The organism is Clostridioides sp. ZZV15-6388 (genome assembly GCF_020657755.1).
Lineage (GTDB): Bacteria > Bacillota > Clostridia > Peptostreptococcales > Peptostreptococcaceae > Clostridioides.
Genome location: NZ_JAGWCU010000007.1, coordinates 151,313 through 168,141 on the forward strand (window position 1 = coordinate 151,313; position 16,829 = coordinate 168,141).

The following is a 16,829-nucleotide window of genomic DNA, read 5'->3' on the forward strand; positions in this document are numbered from 1 at the left end:
AAAACCGGCTTTAATAGTTATATTTTGACTATTATTTTTGTGATACTACTCCCATTTGAGCAGCTATTGTCAAAGGTATTTCTAAGTTTATATCTTTACCTTCTTTTATGTGTATTTTTATTACTTGACCTGTTGTAGCTTGAACTGTCGCACCTTGAGTTGGCGTTACTTGAGCGACTGGAGCTTCTACTTCTTTAGCAGATTCTTCAGCATCTGTTTCTGCTACTTTATATCCTTCTACATTATCTGTAGTCATTGGAGATAGTGCATCTAAAGTTTTTGTTAATTTAGCTCCTAATACTTGACCAACTGTTAAATGATTTTCTGGAATAACTAATAATCCTGAATCTTCTAAATCTCCAAATATTGCTGGGTCTTCTAAATTTTCTGGTGCTATTATTGTTCCTTCTTCAAATCTACAGCAGCATACTGCTGGGTCATTTGCATGGGCTTGAGCTGTTTCTAAAGTTATTGACATAATAAAATGCCTCCTTCATTTGATTTTAATTTATATTGATGCCTCAACACTCTCAATAATTAACATATTTACTGTTCCCTACTAACAGCCCAAAGTGTCAAGACCTTTTAACCTACATAAATCATCATAATTAATACTATTTTTTTCTCATTTGAAGTCACTTTATATATAAGCAATTCCTATGCCAACTTATTAACAAAAAGATATTTTCTATAATACAACCTTCCTTTATCGCTATTTTTAGCCAAATATTATATAAATATTTATTTACAATACCCTGTTTTTTATGTTTGGAAACATTTTCTCAAAACAAAAAAAGTGTCAATTAATCAACACTTTTTTATTTTTTTTAACACAGCCACATATATCACACCACTCCAATCATTGATTTTGCTTGGTTTGAAATTAAAGATTATTATTTTGTCAAAATTTAGTCATGTGTCATATTTTAGACACATCTATTTTATACTGATCTATCTTATAATATAACGTTGTTCTTGGTATGTTTAATATTTTAGCAGCCTTAGCTTTATTTCCATTAGACATTTTAAGTGCCTTTGTTATATTTTTTACTTCAATCTTTTGAGTAGCTTTCGTCAAATCTAGAGGATATTCTTCTTCCTCCGTATTGTTATTTCTAGAATCCATCATATAGCTTGGTACATCATCTACTTCTATTCTAGGATTTTGGGATAAGACAACAATATTTTCGATTGTGTTTTTCAATTCCCTTATATTCCCTTTCCATCTATAATTTTGAAATATATCAATTACATCTTTACTTATTGTAAGAACAGGCTTATTATTTTGTTTGCATATTTCTTCCAAGAAACTATGCACTAATAATCCTATATCTTCTTTTCTCTCTCTAAGGGGTGGTATTTTTATTTCCACAACATTTAATCTATAATATAAATCTTCTCTAAATTTTTCTGCTTTTACCATTTTTTCTAAATCTTTATTAGTAGCTGATATTATTCTAGGATTTATTTTTATTGTGGTATCTCCACCAACTCGTCTTATTTCTTTTTCTTGCAATACTCTAAGCAATTTAGCTTGCATACTAAGAGGTAAATCTGCGATTTCATCTAAAAATACTGTCCCATCCTTCGCAAGTTCAAATATACCTATTCTACCTTTTTTACTTGCTCCAGTGAATGCACCCGATTCATAACCAAAAAATTCGCTTTCAAATAATTCATTTGGTATAGCACTACAGTTAACAGGTATAAATTGACCTTTTCTCTCACTATAATCGTGAATAGCTCTAGCAAATACTTCTTTACCTGTACCACTTTCGCCCCAAATGAATATACTACTGTTGGTTCTAGCTACTTGTTTTGCAATCGCTTTCGATTTTTCCAATTTATAACTTTTACCTAAAATCTTGTCAAAGCTACCTTTAGATAAATTTTTTACTTCATCTTTTAAATATTTTAATGTATCATTTACTTTCTCAAGTTCAAGAGCTAATATTTTAGCTTCTGTAACATCTACTTCAGTACATACAACACCAATAAATTCTTCTTTATAAAATATAGGATTTGCATGAACTAATGCATACATGTTTTCTTTTTTGTCAGTAAAATATAAATCACTCATACCGACTTTACTATTCAATACTTTTTCTGAAATAGTATTTTCCAAAAACTCGTTCATCGGTCGACCCACTATGTCTTCAGACTTTATATCATACCTTTCTTCCATAAAATTATTCCATAAAATTACAACACCTTCATTATTTATAGCACAAATTCCTTCTTTAATCTGACCTATAATGTATTTTAAAGTCAATCCATAATCTTCTAAGTGCATGTATAAATAATCTCTAATATGCTCTTGTTTCAAGACACCAATAATTTTATTATCTCTAAGCACAGGAAGAATCCCTATATTTTTTAATATCATTATATCTCTACACTCATCTAAGGTTAAGCCTTCACTGACATATATAACATCTTTTTTCATTATAAGTTTTACTGGTTGGCCTTCATATTTCTTATGCATCTCATAAAGATTGTGTATATCAGTCATAGATATAATGCCTTTTAATTCACTAGATGAATCTATTACCATTAGAGTTTTTGTATTGCTTCTTATCATTTCTTTTATTGCACTTTCTATTTTTGTGTCTTCGTCTATAGTTGTAAATTTTGTATCCATTACTTCTTCTACTTTTTTTACTTCTGGTATCGAAAACATAAAGTCCCCCCTTTATAGTAGTACCTCATCAAAACTTATTTATACATATTTATTCTAGCATATTATAATAATAATTTATTGAATAATTAATATTAAAATTTCTTAAGAGATTAATATCTAAATTTGTATAATCCCTAAAATTGACATTTAATTCATACAAATAAAATGAAATGAATTATATACTTAGTATATTACTTTTTCAATACTATCTTCACCTTCAAACCATTTTTCTATTCATAAAACAGTCAGTGTATACTTTAAAATAAGTTATACTTACGCAAAAAAAATTGTCTCAAAACGATTTTTAAATCAATTTGAGACAATGTATTTTTAAACTTAATAATAAATAATAATCTAGATTAATTTTTTGCTCTTTTACATTGATACCCTAATCCACAAATTGCAATTATACCAATAAATACATATGACATTATTTGAGTTTCGTCACTTGTTTTTGGCGATTTTACCACAGTATCATCTGTTGGTGGTACTGGTGGGTTTATCACAGTATCATCTGTTGGTTTTACTGATGTATCTACCACAGTATCACCTGTTGGTGGTACTGGTGGATTTACCACAGTATCATCTGTTGGTGGTACTGGCGGATTTATCACAGTATCATCTGTCGGTGGCACTGGTGGATTTATTACAGTATCATCTGTTGGTGGTACTGGTGGGTTTATCACTGTGTCATCTGTCGGTGGTGATGGATTATGTCCATTTGAGTCTCCTCCTCCTGATGGTGGTACTGGTGGATTTACAGTATCATCTGTTGGTGGCACTGGTGGATTTACATCTGAACCTCCATCTGTTGGTAAACCTATATTAAAGTTAACTTCTTCACCATTCTTTTGTTCTATTGTATAGCTCAATAAATTTTGTTTACTCATTGGTAATAAAGATGAATGGTCTTTCTTTCCAAAATCAAAAACTGACTTATAATATTGAATAGCTTTAGGGAAAATATAATCATAAGATACCGCAGAGATATTAGCCTTTACATCTGGCTTTTCAACACTTTTAAGTATAAATTTATGTTGTGTTGAAACTTCTACTTCACCTGTACCTATTATATTACCATCTTCGTCATAAGCAGTTACTCCATTTGGTAATCTTAATTTAACTACACCACTATAACCCACTAAAGCTATCGCTTTTGTTTCATAAGTTCCATCCTCATTTTTATCAAATTCAATATCAGTTGAACCATTGCTTAGGCTAGGTTTTCCTGTATCATCTGGTTTTAGTTGTTTATGACCTGCTTCTAACAATGCTTCTAAATAAGCTTTTGTATTTATTGCTTGTTCTTTACCTTTTTGATATTTAGCTTTTTCTTCTTCAGTCTTTGCACTTTCTATAAGTATATCGTAAAGGTTTATACTTCCTTGATATTGGTTAAGTTTGGCTTGTTCATCCACTTGTCCAAGTATAATCCATATTGCACTTTGAGTAGCTGAATGAACTATATAGTCATTCTCTTCTCCACCCAAGTTAAATTGTTGTTTATATCCAAATCCATCAAATTCAGAACCTGCATAGATTATAGATTTAACTGCATCTTCATTTTGATTTTCTTGACCATTAAAATCTTCTGCTGGTAAATATGGACTCTTACCATCACTAGTTGGAGATTTTAAATGATTATTATAACAAAAAGCAGTTTGTTCGCCATCTTCTCCATCTATAATATATTTGTTATCTTTAGTACTTGCACCTATAAGACCCTTTACTATGTAATCAAAAGTTAGCGTCTTTGTAACATTATCAAATCTTATATCATAATAAGGTCTATCTGAACCATCTTCTTTTAGTAAGCATGTATTTTTTACTTTTGCTTTTTTATCATACCATAGATGTATATTTTGATCTTGTGGAGTAAGTACTTGTCTAATTTCTGATTGTTCATCTTTTTTTACAGAGTCTTCATCTTCCCAGAAATTATATACAATTTTATTTATCTGAGATAAAGTCATATCAAGAATTTTCTCAATATTATGCTTTAAGTTCATTTCTTCTACTACTAGTTCTTCTTCTGGAATTTGTTCTTCTAAAGGCTGTTCTCCTTCTGGAGTTTGTCCGTCTGATGGTTGTTCTCCCTCTGGAGTTTGACCTTCTGATGGCTGTTCTCCTTCTGGAGTTTGTCCGTCTGATGGCTGTTCTCCTTCTGGAGTTTGTCCGTCTGATGGCTGTTCTCCTTCTGGAGTTTGTCCGTCTGATGGTTGTTCTCCTTCTGGAGTTTGTCCTTCTGATGGCTGTTCTCCTTCTGGAGTTTGTCCTTCTGATGGTTGTTCTCCTTCTGGAGTTTGTCCGTCTGATGGTTGTTCTCCTTCTGGAGTTTGTCCTTCTGATGGCTTCTCCCCATCAAATACTACATCTTTGCCATTCATTTCAGCAGCATAAGATACTATTGGTGTAAATGTAGTAAATGCCATACTAAAAGCGATGGCTAAACTAATTATACTTGATTTTTTAATTTTTACTTTCAAAATTCTCCTGATACTAAAAATATATATTGTATCTATCTAATATAATTCAAAATATTATATTATTGTATAGATTTGATTCCACAATACATCTTTAGCATGTTCAATTAGGGTCGTTAATCCTAACCAGTTCTCTAATGAACTTCTTAATATTTCTATTAAGCACAGACTATATCATTACCTAATAATTAGGTACTCCCCATTTCCCCACACTTGTAGGTACGAGATTTCTCTCTAGTCGTTGAAGTTTCTTCTTTTCGAAGCTTACCTGCTGATTATCCATTTTTAAGGCACTTAGGGTTTAACCTTATGCTATCTAACTAATTTTTTCTACTTTCGTAACCGTCAAGTATCTATCAAATAGATACTCTATCACACCTATCCTTATTTCATGATTATGTTGTGGTTTAGTTAGCTTTAGGAACTTCCAGCAATTAAAGGAGTTTTGGGCAGATGTTCTACCACTCTACACTCTTTATGAATGTAGGGAGCTATTTCAAAAATATATTTTATATCTATATTTACTATGATTTATGTACTTTATTATGTCTGTTTATATATTTTTGATAATTAAAAGTTACTCCTATTTATATTTATAGCAGGTTGCACTACTAACTCCATATATCCCTTAAGTGCCCAAATTTAAGATATACTTCACAGTTTCTATAAATAGGTTTTTGTAATTTTTATTTTTTTAATGTTTTGTTCAATGTTTTAACTCTTTAAGTGCACTTTTTATGAATGTATTAAAATACAAACTAATATTTCAAGATAATTTTTCTAATATAAGACAAAAATTCGTTTTTATACTAAAAAAGATACCATAGAGTATCTTTAAATAACACAAAAACTTTTACTCTATTTGGATAGTTGACTAAATTTAATTTAGATATGTCAATACAAATCACATATTTGAGCTTTACTATTTTTGTCTGATATAATTTTAATAGCTATTGTCATTATTATACAATATAGATGAATTTTTGTCTATTTTTTCCATCTTATTTGCACATCTTATCAATTTAACTTATATGTTACATCAAAAAACATCCTCAGAAGTAATTTTTAAGATTCACTTCTAAAGATGTTTTTATTATATGGCTTTACATTAATTAATTATTTTATTTTTAATCTTACGTCACCTTTTATTCTTCTTATTAATGGGTGATTAACTGTTCTCATTACATGGTCAGTGATATGGTATACACCTAATTTTAATTTTGGTGCAGAACCCATTACTGTATTACTACAGTCAGTACAGTTACCTATTAATATAACTTCTGCTCCAGCTTTTTTAAATTCTATACATTTTTGAGCTTGTCCTGGACAGTGTCCTGGATTTTCACATTTTAATGCACCTTTTATTTCTTGAGCTTGTTTACATTTTTGAACTGATACTATATCAGTAACGCCCATTTTAGCTGCTATGTCTCTCATTCTTTCTTCGTTAGGTCCACATGCACAGACTAAAAGACCCATCTTTCTCTTTTCATTAACAAATGGCATAGTAACTATTATACCACCACTAGTTTTAGTTATTGGAGTATCTAAAGTAGTAGCTTTTCCTGTGAAAGGTCCTCCTAGGATTATTTCACCATATTCACCTTTTATTCCACCAGCTCTTTCAATTAATTCTCCAACAGTAGTTCCGATTGGCACATCTTCAAATACTATAGATTCTTTTCCACTGTTTAATTGACCAACTACAGTTATATTTTTAGATATAACTGGTCTTTTTTGCTCAACAGCTTCTACTATTCTAGTTAATGTTTCTACGTTTATTACTACTGCATTAGCTTCTGAAGGTAATTGAGTTGGCTCAAGTAATTTTCCTAGAACATCTCTTACTATAGCTCTTTCTTCTCCCATTGGGTACATATCAACTAGTTCAGCAACCTCTATATTATCTCCTGGTTTTATTACTTTTTTGAATGCTGCTATTGCTTCTGGATGTTTGCTCTTTATTGCTAGCATACCTTTTCCAGCATTAGTAACTTCCATAGCATATTTTATACCTTTGTAAACTATTTCTGGATTTTCTTCTATTTCTTTTATGTTATGAGCTAGTAAAGGTTCACATTCAGCTGCATTTGCTAATATTGTTCCACCTTTTAAATCTATATTTAATTTTATATGAGTAGGGAATCCTGCTCCACCCATTCCTACAACTCCAGCTTCTTTAATTAAATCAAGTATACTTTCTCCTTTTAATGGTTCAAAAGTATCATCTTGTGCTTCATCAGCTTCAATTACTATAGCTTGGTCATTTATTTCACTTATTTTTCCACTAACACTGGCATAAATATTTGCTCCTAATCCAGCTGGTTCTGCGATTAGAGTTCCTTTTTTTACTACATCTCCAACACTTACTACTGGCTTATCTGGACCACCAACGTGTTGTTTTAATAAAATAGAATATAGTTTGTTCAACTAGTACGCCCCCTTAAATATATTAATTTTTTTTATAAGCTGTTCAAATAATATTAATCTTGTTTTTCTATTACAAGACTTTAACATATTGTTTATTTCTATAGAACATATCGCTTATTATCAAAGCAATTTCTATGCCAACTTTTAAACAAAGTTATACCCTTTGAAAATACTATCTTACAGCGTTTGTAGTTCAATTTAATCATTTAAACTCAATAAAAAAAAGTCAATTATTAGACGCTTTTTTTACTGATTTAATCTATAATTATTGATATTACATACATGCATAAAAAAGTGTCAAAAAATAGACACCGTCTTTTTATCGACACTTTTCTAACATATACTATACAATTTTCCACAACACTACTAAAAATATACATTTATTGATTATTAATTTTTTGGTTTTTGTACTCCATTAGAATCAACTATGTAATTATCTTTATATAATAAATCAGATATTTTTACTAAGCTATATCCATCTTTTTTAAGTCGATTTATTATGGTATCCAAATAGTTATCTACATCATTTATATTAGCATGAAATAAAACTATTGAACCAGGCTGAGCTTCTTTTATTACTTTTTCAATTACATGATTTGGGCCAAGTTCTTTCCAATCTATCGAATCTACATCCCACTTAATTACTTTATAACCTAAATCTCCACAAATGTCCATAGCTTTATTGTTTACGTCTCCAAAAGGAGGTCTAAATAGATTGGTCTTTTTACCTGTTATATTAAATATTTTTTCTGATGTAGTTTCTATTTCTTCTGTTATATCCTCTTTTGATATTTCTTTTAAATTAGCATGAGTATTTGAATGATTTCCAATCTCATGTCCTTTTTCATCTATAGCTTTAACAATTTCTTCATTATCATCCACCCAACTACCAACTAGAAAAAAAGTAGCTTTTATGTTATGTTTATCTAAAATTTTAAGAATATCATCCATGTTATCAGTTCCCCAAGCAACATCAAAACTCAGAGCTATCTTTTTCTCATTTGTATCAACTCTATATATAGGCATTTTTGAGTTATCAGATTTAGAGCATACATATTTTATTCCATAAACAAGAGCAAATATTAATACCAATAACAATGAAAAAAATAAAACACTATATATTAAAGCTTTAGTTCTCTTAACTTCTCTTTTCATACTATTCCCCCTTTTAAATAAATTCTTCTATATTTAAAATTTATTTTTTTTTAGCTCAAAAAAGTACTGTAATATTTAATTTATAGGACAACAAATAAAAAAATAAACTCTATATTAGACCAATTAACCTCTTTAAAATACTACTTTTTTTAATTTTTTTATATTTTTTACATTTTTACCTTTATTTTTCTGTATATATTATTTTTATTTTGGAGAAATTAGTATTAACATCACATAAATAAAAGTGTTGTTAGACATCATAAACTAATTATTTAAGGAGGAAATTTACTATGTCAAATTCAAACAGAACAGTAGTGCCAGAGGCAAAAGCAGCTTTAAATCAAATGAAATTAGAAATAGCTAACGAAATAGGTTTATCTAACTATGAAAACATAGACAAAGGTAACTTAACAGCTAGAGAAAATGGATATGTTGGTGGATACATGACTAAGAAATTAGTTGAAATGGCTGAAAGACAAATGGCTGGAAAATAGATAGTAAATTTTGACACCTGGGTATCAACAGGGCTGCCGATTGGTAGCCCTGTTTTCTTGTCTTCATTTATAAAATTAATTTTATATAATTTGTTAAAGATTAATGATACTATACAAATTATTCTTTTAATTTTGTATAAATTAGTTTAATATATTATATATAGAAATAGTTTGACGGAGGATGATATTTATGTTTGAAAACTCATCTGAAGAATTAGCTTATCACAAACTTTTAATTTTGTATATATTGGAAAAAATTAAAATGGACTTAACTAATTCTCAAATAACTCAAGTAGTATTAGAGACTGAAATGATGAATTACTTTTCATTACAACAACTTTTATCTCAGCTTATGGAATCTAAGTTTTTGACTACATATAAAGACTCTGACAGAGAATATTATGCTCTTACTCAAAGAGGCGTAGAAAGTCTAGAATACTTTTTTAATCGAATACCTACTAGTGTTACTGAAAAAATAGACAAGTATATAGATTCTAATAAAGAAAATTTACTAGCAGATACTCAAGTAAAATCTAGCTTCGTAAAACAAAGTGATAATGAATTCATTGTCAATCTTAGAGTCATAGAAAATCAATCTAACTTAATAGATTTAAATCTAAATGTTTCATCAGAGAAACAAGCAAAACTTATTTGTAACAATTGGAAAAACAATGCATCTTATATGTATGCTGAAGTTATCGACTTACTTATAAGAGACATACATTAAGGCCTACAAACAAACTATAGTTGTAGGCTCTTTTCCTACCTTGATTACCTTTATTAATTTGTTATTTGCAGTTTCATAGACTTTAACTGAGTTCTCTTGAGTATCTGATACAAATAATAACTTTTCATCTTTAGATATTTCTAATCCCTGAGGAATTCCATCTATTTCAATATTTCCAATATATTTACTTGTTGTATAATCCAAAATTCTTACATTATTATAACCCAAGTCAGCAACATAAACTTTTTTCCCACTATAATTAAACCTTATTTCTACTGGCAATAAGAATTCATATAATACCTTTTTTATATCCATACTTACTTCATCAACTATTACAAGCTTTCCATCAAGTGTTGATATATACATTTCTTTCTTTTGTTTATCAAGTGCTATATGCCATGCTCTAAAGTCCATATTGATTTTCTTTTGTATACTTTTATTTATTGTGTCTATACATACTATCGAATTTATACATGGTACATATAGCTTTTTACTCTCTCTGTCAAAATCAAATCCATGTGGCATATTATCAACGCCAATGATTCCTATTGGATTTAATGTGTTTTTATCCAATACATATATGCTATTTGAATCTTCATTTGCTACAAATAACTCATTATCACTAAGCATAACTTGACTAAGACTTCCTCCTATAGAAACAGTATCAATTATTTTATCATTACTTAAGTCTAAAACATATAGTATTCCATTGCTCGAACTAGGTATGTATATCAAATTTTTTTCCTTTTCTATGCAAAAATGATGTGGATATATATTATCCTCTAATACTATTTCTTTTTCTAGTTCAAGCGTAGAATAATCAACTATACTAATGCTCTTTGATAGGTAGTTAGAAATATAGATTTTCATATAACCCCTCCTCTCTACAATACATATACTACAATAATATATTATTTTATTAGCTTGTATTATGCTTTATAGTTGCATTATTATACATATATTTGGTATTATTATTGATGTTGACACAATGAAATAATAATTAATGGAGGTCTTTTTTATGAAGGTTACTTTTAACCCAAGTGGTGTTTGTTGTAGAGAGATGTTTTTTGAAGTTGATGAAAATAATGTGATTGTTGATGCTGAGTTTATAGGCGGATGTAATGGAAATTTATTAGGGCTTAAGAGTTTAATAATTGGTCAAAATGCTCTTGAAATTGCTGATAAATTAAATGGTATTGATTGTGGAGGTAAAGGTACTTCTTGCCCAGACCAATTATCTAAAGCCATTCGTCAATCTATCTAGATATTGATAATATATAGTAATACACTCATCTAAAAACTGATTTTATTAAAAAAGGAGTTGTCTATTATTTTAGCCAACTCCTCTTTATATGTCTTTTATTTTTATCTATATATTTATATGTATTTATTTTATAAGATTATAATTTCTTTACCAAAGTTCTTACTGTGCCTATCATATATAAAGAACCTGCACTTATTATAATATCATCCTTATTTGATGTTTCCAATGTATAATTAACTGCATCTTCTATTTCATATTTTGACGTTACATCACTTACATATTTTAATATTTTTTCTTTTAATATATCTGAATTTATAGCTCTTGGATTATTAGGAGTTGTTGTCACTACTTTGCTAAATTTAGGCATTAGTATGTCCAAAACACCATCAATATCTTTATCTTCCAACATACCTATTAATAAAGTTAGTTTTTTATCTTTAAAATGTTTATCAAGTGCTTTTGCTAAAGATTTTGCTCCATCTTCGTTATGTGCTCCATCTATTATAAAAATTGGACTTTCTTTTATCTTTTCTATTCTTCCTGGCCATTTAGTAGTTATGAGACCTTCTCTTATAGATTCTTCACTTACATTATCTAATTTTTTTGTATCTTTTAGATATTTTAGTACACTCATTGCCAATATAGAATTATTTATTTGATGTTCACCTATCAACGTTATTTCAAGATTCTTATAAGTTTCTCCCATTACATTACAATCATACACTTGAAAGTTTATGTTTGATTTTTTTATATTTATATTTTCAAAATTAACTTCTATGTATTTTGCATTTTTTTCTTTGCAAACTGACTTTATAACATCCTTTGCTTCATCAGTCTGGTCATATACAAGTACTACTCCATTTTCCTTTATTATACCAGCTTTTTCATATGCTATTTTTTCTATTGTATCTCCAAGTATTCCTGTATGGTCTAAACTTATAGATGTTATTACACTTACAAGTGATTTTGTTATTATATTTGTAGCATCATATCTTCCACCTAATCCAACTTCTAAAGCTACAAAATCTACTTTTTGCTCTGAATAGTAATAAAATGCCATTGCAGTAACTACTTCAAATTCAGTTGGATATGCATAACCTTGGCTTACCATAACTTCTATCTTTTCTTTTATTAAATCAATTATTCTAGCAACATCTTCTTGTGGTATATTCTCTCCATTTACTCTTATACGCTCAGTAAAAGTTTCTAGATATGGAGATGTGTATAGGCCGACCTTATATCCACTTTCTCTTAGTATATTAGAAATAAAAGAACACACCGAACCTTTTCCATTAGTTCCAGCTACATGTATTATATTTAAAGTTTCTTGTGGATTTCCCAACAGTTCTAATAATTTCCCAATATTCTCTAAACCTAATCTTATACCAAACTTATTGGTTTGTGATATATATTCTAATGCTTCTTCATATTTCATTATCTAATTCCCCCTGTATTGGCATTTTATTTTATGTTATCTAATTATAGTATATTTTTCACTTTTAATCTACTGACAAAGAATACATATAATCTAACACCTTCTACATTAAATTTGGTTCATAAATTTTTATTTATCTTTTGTATTTGTATATCTTTCTACTAATTCAGTTAATGTATATATGGAAACTAAGTCATATTTTGATATGTCCATATAATTAAATTTCAAATCAAATCTGTTCTCTAATTTTTCTAATAGATTAAAACAATTATCATAAACTAATCCTATCTCTTTATTAAAAAGGCTACATTGAAATAATTTTTCATTATCAGCTTCAGTATTTAAACACTCTCTAATAACATCAGCAACTTCCACAAGCAGAGCATTTTCCTTATCATATAAATCCACTTTAAAATCTGGAATCCTACTATACTTGTCTAAATCACAACTACTCCAACAATTTTTGGTTGCTAGAGACTCGAGTTTTTTATTTAACGCGTATATTGTTATGTTTGGCTCTTCTGACAATATTTTAGCTATTTTCCCAGTAAATTTTGCAACTACATAACTATTACATTTTGGTGGTAATCTGAAAGAATTATTTATATCACAACTTATATATGAATTACTATCCATAACACATTGAACATCATATTTTTTATTGTACCAAAAAGAATTCTCTATATCCAAAGTAGAAGCCCTTACACCTATGACATTGTTAAACATAGCTGGATAACTCAAGTCAAAGTTATTAGCTAAGGAACATACTATTATCTTTCCTTTTCTAAACAATTCATAGCAAACTTCAAATAAGCCCTTAACACTTTCTACACCTATAACTGATAAACTTAAGTTAATCAGTCTTATATTAGTATCCAAAAGGTATTTTAATGCCTCTTCAAGAACCTTTATATTTGTAATACTATCTTTATTACATAAAATTTTTATCACAAATAGCTCTACATCTTCATACTCCTTTTTGATTATTGATGCACAAGCAGTTCCATGACCATCTTCATCATCAAATTTGTCTGATATAAAAATATAGTCATGTATACATTCAAAAGCAATTCCTCCAACTAAGTTATCTTTTAAGTAATCATGTTCTTTATCTATTCCTGTATCTAATACTGCAACCTTAACTTTATTATTCATATCACATATATTCTCCATTACTAAAAGTTTTTAATATATCTACATTAATAGTTCATCTTAAACCTTAATTTAAGTGGCACAATTTATCTTTTAAATGCTCTATTTGTTGCTAAAAACATAAAATAAGTACACTATATACTTAATTTATCTTAATTATATCAATTATTGTCATCAAATTGTTAAATATTACGATAAAATTTTTAGATTTATATCACAATTTAGAATTATTTGTAAAAAGGGGATTGTCTTTTCTATTAGACAATCCCCTTGTATATTTTGTTATTCATTATTCACAATTAACTATTAATTATATTTCATATTTTGTAATTTAAATATTATATATCTTAATTTTATTTATCTAGGGGGAATAATTATCTTTATATGTTGTACAACCCATTTAAGCACTATTCTAAAAATTAATATCAGTAAGTAATATTAAAAAATAATATTAAAAAACTATATTTTGTTAGTATCTAAAAAATCCAATCAAATAAAATTTCTCTTGCATGTTAAATAATACCACATACCTAATACATTATATCATATTTCAATAAATAAATTGCATAAAAGGAAATCTTTTAATAGAATTAAACTATTTATTAAATCATTACCATAAGTTCTACAGACTATAAGTGGATTTTTTGATACTTACATGCTACTATCTTAAGCATTGATATAACTAGCTAAAATAGCTATAATAAAATGAAGCAATTATTTATAGAATTTTATAAATATTCATTATTTTTAAGGGGTGATTGTATTTGAAAAAAGACATGTCAAAAAGAGAAATCTTAAAGGAAAGCTTTCTAGCATCAATCCCAATATTTCTAGGATATATTCCCTTAGGACTTATTTGTGGTATTATGCTTCAAAAAGCAGGTCTACCAGCCTTCTATATATTATTTATGTCATTTATAGTATTTGCTGGTAGCTCACAATTTGTAGCTGCTTCTATGCTCGCTTCAAATGGAAGTATTACTTCGATAATTTTAACTACATTTATATTGAATCTTCGCAACTTCCTAATGAGCTCTAACTTACATATGCACATAAAAAATAAGAACATGAAATTTTTAATGTATTTTTGTCATGGTGTTACAGATGAAACATTTGCTATAAACTTAGAAAAATATACTTATGGAAATTGGACTGATACACATGCTTTATACTTAAATAACCTTTGTATATTAGTATGGGCTGTAAGTTGCTTCGTGGGCGCATTTCTTGGAGAGATTGTTCATATAAGCGATTCTGTTGCTGGCTTTCTGTTAACAGCTATGTTCATTACTCTAATAGTTAATCAAATTAAAAATAAAATATATGTACTTGTTTCTATACTTTCTATATTATTATCAGTAGTTTTATATACTTTCTTTAAGAATAGTTTAGTTATTATAATAGCATCTATTTTATCTTCTTTATTTGGTTTTTATATTCAAAAATTAACACATAGAAAGGAATGCAACTATGAATAATAATTACATAATTATCGTTATCTTAGGCATGGCAATTGTTACTTATATTCCAAGAATTTTACCTATGATAATATTCTCAAAAAATGATATGCCTGAATCTATTAAAGATATCATGAAATTTATACCTATTGCTATACTTAGTTCACTAATAGCAAAAGATATTTTCTTTAATGGAGATAATCTATACCTTTCATTTACTAATCCTAAGATTATTTCAGGTATAATAGTACTGTTAGTAGCGTATAAATTTAAGTCTATTGCAGTATCAATAGCTGTAGGTGCAATATCCATATTTTTATTTGGAATTATATTATAATTTATAATACTATATACAACATATGATATAGTACAAAATATAAAATACATTATATTGAAGTTAATATTTAAAAATTAAATTAATACATATTATAATTAGCATACCTTACATATAAAACAATATTGATAACTGCTAAATTACCATTTTACACAATAAAGACTGTCTTAATATAGAAAAATTCTTCTACATTAAGACAGCTTTGAATCAATAGCTTTGTGATGACACTAAATATTTTTTACCATAGTTCTTTACCTTTTTCAAAATTAATACATTATATCACATAACAAGCTTGTTAATGTTGCTTTTAAATCTTTGAGTCTGTACTTACTAATGGGTATAAATTTTTCATTAATAGTAATCATATTGTCTCCAATATCTTCTATTCTTCTCAAGTTAACAATGAAACTTGTATGACATCTAAAAAAGCCATTTTCACACAATAACTTTTCCGCTTGTTTCATACTCATATTAGCTTTATAATCTCTACCTGATGTATGTACAACTAAATCTCTCTTTACAGTTTCAACATACAAAATAGAATCTATCAGTATTCTGTTAAATCCTTTTTTGTTGTACAAAACTATATAACGTTCCTTCTTTCTTTGAAGGTTATCAATACAAAGATTTACACCCATTGCGAAATTACTATAGTCTATAGGTTTTACTAAATACCTATAAGCACGAACTTCATAACCTTGTGGGGCATACTCTGAAAAAGCTGTTGTAAATATAATCTCTACTTTTTCATCAAACTTTCTTATTTTTTTAGCCACCTCGATTCCATTAATATCTTTCATTTGGATATCTAAAAATATAATGTCAATTTTTTCTGGGTATTTGGAGAGTAAATCTTCTCCACAGGAAAATTCCAATATTTGATAATTTAGACACCTTTCAGACAACAGTTTTTCTGCAAACTCTTTTAGTATGCTTCTTTGTATTTTTTCGTCATCACATATAACTACCCTAAACATAATATCACCTCCAAATCTAAAATATCATTTAGTTTACTTTATTTCAATTTACAAACTGTATCTAGCTAGCTTTATATTTAAATTTTGATATAAATTTAAATTGTCGATTAAATTACTTATAACAATTATTTTTGATATATAAACTTATTTTTTGACAAATTTATATATTTTTTCAACTATACAACATAAAAAAATATAGGAAAATAAATGCAACATGTATTTATTATCCTATATTAAATAT

The 16,829-nt window shown here is 27.9% G+C and carries 13 protein-coding genes, 1 pseudogene and 1 riboswitch; of the genes and pseudogenes, 5 read left to right on the forward strand and 9 right to left on the reverse strand.

The window, feature by feature from the left end; translation table 11 throughout:
• Window positions 1–216: 216 nt before the first annotated feature.
• From KGF48_RS20620 to KGF48_RS06890, 5 genes and pseudogenes are all read right to left on the reverse strand, one after another.
• Window positions 217–478, reverse strand: a pseudogene (locus tag KGF48_RS20620) (D-proline reductase (dithiol) proprotein PrdA); the annotation flags it as partial.
• 441 nt (window positions 479–919) lie between these two features.
• Entirely contained in the window at window positions 920–2,680 is a 1,761-nt protein-coding gene (gene prdR / locus KGF48_RS06875) for a sigma-54 dependent transcriptional regulator PrdR (protein WP_227433706.1), read from the reverse strand.
• A gap of 359 nt (window positions 2,681–3,039) precedes the next feature.
• Window positions 3,040–5,166, reverse strand: a complete 2,127-nt coding sequence (locus KGF48_RS06880) for a Cys-Gln thioester bond-forming surface protein (RefSeq protein WP_227867855.1) — start codon at window positions 5,164–5,166, stop codon at window positions 3,040–3,042.
• A gap of 585 nt (window positions 5,167–5,751) precedes the next feature.
• A riboswitch (cyclic di-GMP riboswitch) is annotated at window positions 5,752–5,837 on the reverse strand.
• Window positions 5,838–6,279: 442 nt separating this feature from the next.
• Window positions 6,280–7,593 carry a proline reductase-associated electron transfer protein PrdC gene (gene prdC / locus KGF48_RS06885; RefSeq protein ID WP_227433704.1) on the reverse strand — a complete coding sequence of 438 codons (1,314 nt, stop codon included), beginning with the start codon at window positions 7,591–7,593 and terminating at the stop codon, window positions 6,280–6,282.
• 390 nt (window positions 7,594–7,983) lie between these two features.
• Window positions 7,984–8,748 (reverse strand): polysaccharide deacetylase family protein, encoded by a 765-nt coding sequence (locus KGF48_RS06890; protein WP_227828319.1) that lies wholly within the window; start codon window positions 8,746–8,748, stop codon window positions 7,984–7,986.
• Between the two features lie 290 nt (window positions 8,749–9,038).
• On the opposite strand from KGF48_RS06890, the gene KGF48_RS06895 reads away from it, so the two are divergent.
• On the forward strand, window positions 9,039–9,242 hold the full coding sequence (locus KGF48_RS06895) for an alpha/beta-type small acid-soluble spore protein (protein WP_003422115.1): 204 nt from the start codon (window positions 9,039–9,041) through the stop codon (window positions 9,240–9,242).
• A gap of 190 nt (window positions 9,243–9,432) precedes the next feature.
• Window positions 9,433–9,969: a DUF4364 family protein gene (locus KGF48_RS06900; protein ID WP_009891708.1), complete on the forward strand. Its 537-nt coding sequence runs from the start codon at window positions 9,433–9,435 to the stop codon at window positions 9,967–9,969.
• 3 nt (window positions 9,970–9,972) lie between these two features.
• Here KGF48_RS06900 and KGF48_RS06905 read toward each other — a convergent pair whose 3' ends face one another.
• Entirely contained in the window at window positions 9,973–10,839 is an 867-nt protein-coding gene (locus KGF48_RS06905) for a YncE family protein (RefSeq protein ID WP_227433702.1), read from the reverse strand.
• Window positions 10,840–10,987: 148 nt separating this feature from the next.
• Between KGF48_RS06905 and KGF48_RS06910 the strand changes: the two genes are divergently transcribed.
• Window positions 10,988–11,233 (forward strand): TIGR03905 family TSCPD domain-containing protein, encoded by a 246-nt coding sequence (locus tag KGF48_RS06910; protein ID WP_227433701.1) that lies wholly within the window; start codon window positions 10,988–10,990, stop codon window positions 11,231–11,233.
• 136 nt (window positions 11,234–11,369) lie between these two features.
• Here the strand turns inward: KGF48_RS06910 and KGF48_RS06915 are convergent, their stop codons facing one another.
• Together KGF48_RS06915 and KGF48_RS06920 are read right to left on the reverse strand one after the other, a co-directional pair.
• Window positions 11,370–12,668: a bifunctional folylpolyglutamate synthase/dihydrofolate synthase gene (locus KGF48_RS06915; protein WP_227867856.1), complete on the reverse strand. Its 1,299-nt coding sequence runs from the start codon at window positions 12,666–12,668 to the stop codon at window positions 11,370–11,372.
• A gap of 129 nt (window positions 12,669–12,797) precedes the next feature.
• Window positions 12,798–13,823 carry a S8 family peptidase gene (locus tag KGF48_RS06920; protein WP_227867857.1) on the reverse strand — a complete coding sequence of 342 codons (1,026 nt, stop codon included), beginning with the start codon at window positions 13,821–13,823 and terminating at the stop codon, window positions 12,798–12,800.
• Between the two features lie 761 nt (window positions 13,824–14,584).
• On the opposite strand from KGF48_RS06920, the gene KGF48_RS06925 reads away from it, so the two are divergent.
• Window positions 14,585–15,298, forward strand: a complete 714-nt coding sequence (locus KGF48_RS06925) for an AzlC family ABC transporter permease (protein WP_227867858.1) — start codon at window positions 14,585–14,587, stop codon at window positions 15,296–15,298.
• Entirely contained in the window at window positions 15,291–15,614 is a 324-nt protein-coding gene (locus KGF48_RS06930) for an AzlD domain-containing protein (protein WP_227433697.1), read from the forward strand. Before KGF48_RS06925 ends, KGF48_RS06930 begins: the two co-directional genes overlap by 8 nt.
• A gap of 263 nt (window positions 15,615–15,877) precedes the next feature.
• Here the strand turns inward: KGF48_RS06930 and rgaR are convergent, their stop codons facing one another.
• Window positions 15,878–16,588: a two-component system response regulator RgaR gene (gene rgaR / locus KGF48_RS06935; protein WP_227828315.1), complete on the reverse strand. Its 711-nt coding sequence runs from the start codon at window positions 16,586–16,588 to the stop codon at window positions 15,878–15,880.
• Window positions 16,589–16,829: the final 241 nt, after the last annotated feature.

Coding starts and splice junctions, on each gene's coding strand:
- KGF48_RS06895 (WP_003422115.1), top strand. CDS start 9,039: ATGTCAAATTCAAACAGAACAGTAGTGCCAGAGGCAAAAGCAGCTTTA.
- KGF48_RS06900 (WP_009891708.1), top strand. CDS start 9,433: ATGTTTGAAAACTCATCTGAAGAATTAGCTTATCACAAACTTTTAATT.
- prdR (WP_227433706.1), bottom strand. CDS start 2,680: ATGTTTTCGATACCAGAAGTAAAAAAAGTAGAAGAAGTAATGGATACA.
- KGF48_RS06930 (WP_227433697.1), top strand. CDS start 15,291: ATGAATAATAATTACATAATTATCGTTATCTTAGGCATGGCAATTGTT.
- KGF48_RS06890 (WP_227828319.1), bottom strand. CDS start 8,748: ATGAAAAGAGAAGTTAAGAGAACTAAAGCTTTAATATATAGTGTTTTA.
- rgaR (WP_227828315.1), bottom strand. CDS start 16,588: ATGTTTAGGGTAGTTATATGTGATGACGAAAAAATACAAAGAAGCATA.
- KGF48_RS06920 (WP_227867857.1), bottom strand. CDS start 13,823: ATGAATAATAAAGTTAAGGTTGCAGTATTAGATACAGGAATAGATAAA.
- KGF48_RS06905 (WP_227433702.1), bottom strand. CDS start 10,839: ATGAAAATCTATATTTCTAACTACCTATCAAAGAGCATTAGTATAGTT.
- KGF48_RS06915 (WP_227867856.1), bottom strand. CDS start 12,668: ATGAAATATGAAGAAGCATTAGAATATATATCACAAACCAATAAGTTT.
- KGF48_RS06910 (WP_227433701.1), top strand. CDS start 10,988: ATGAAGGTTACTTTTAACCCAAGTGGTGTTTGTTGTAGAGAGATGTTT.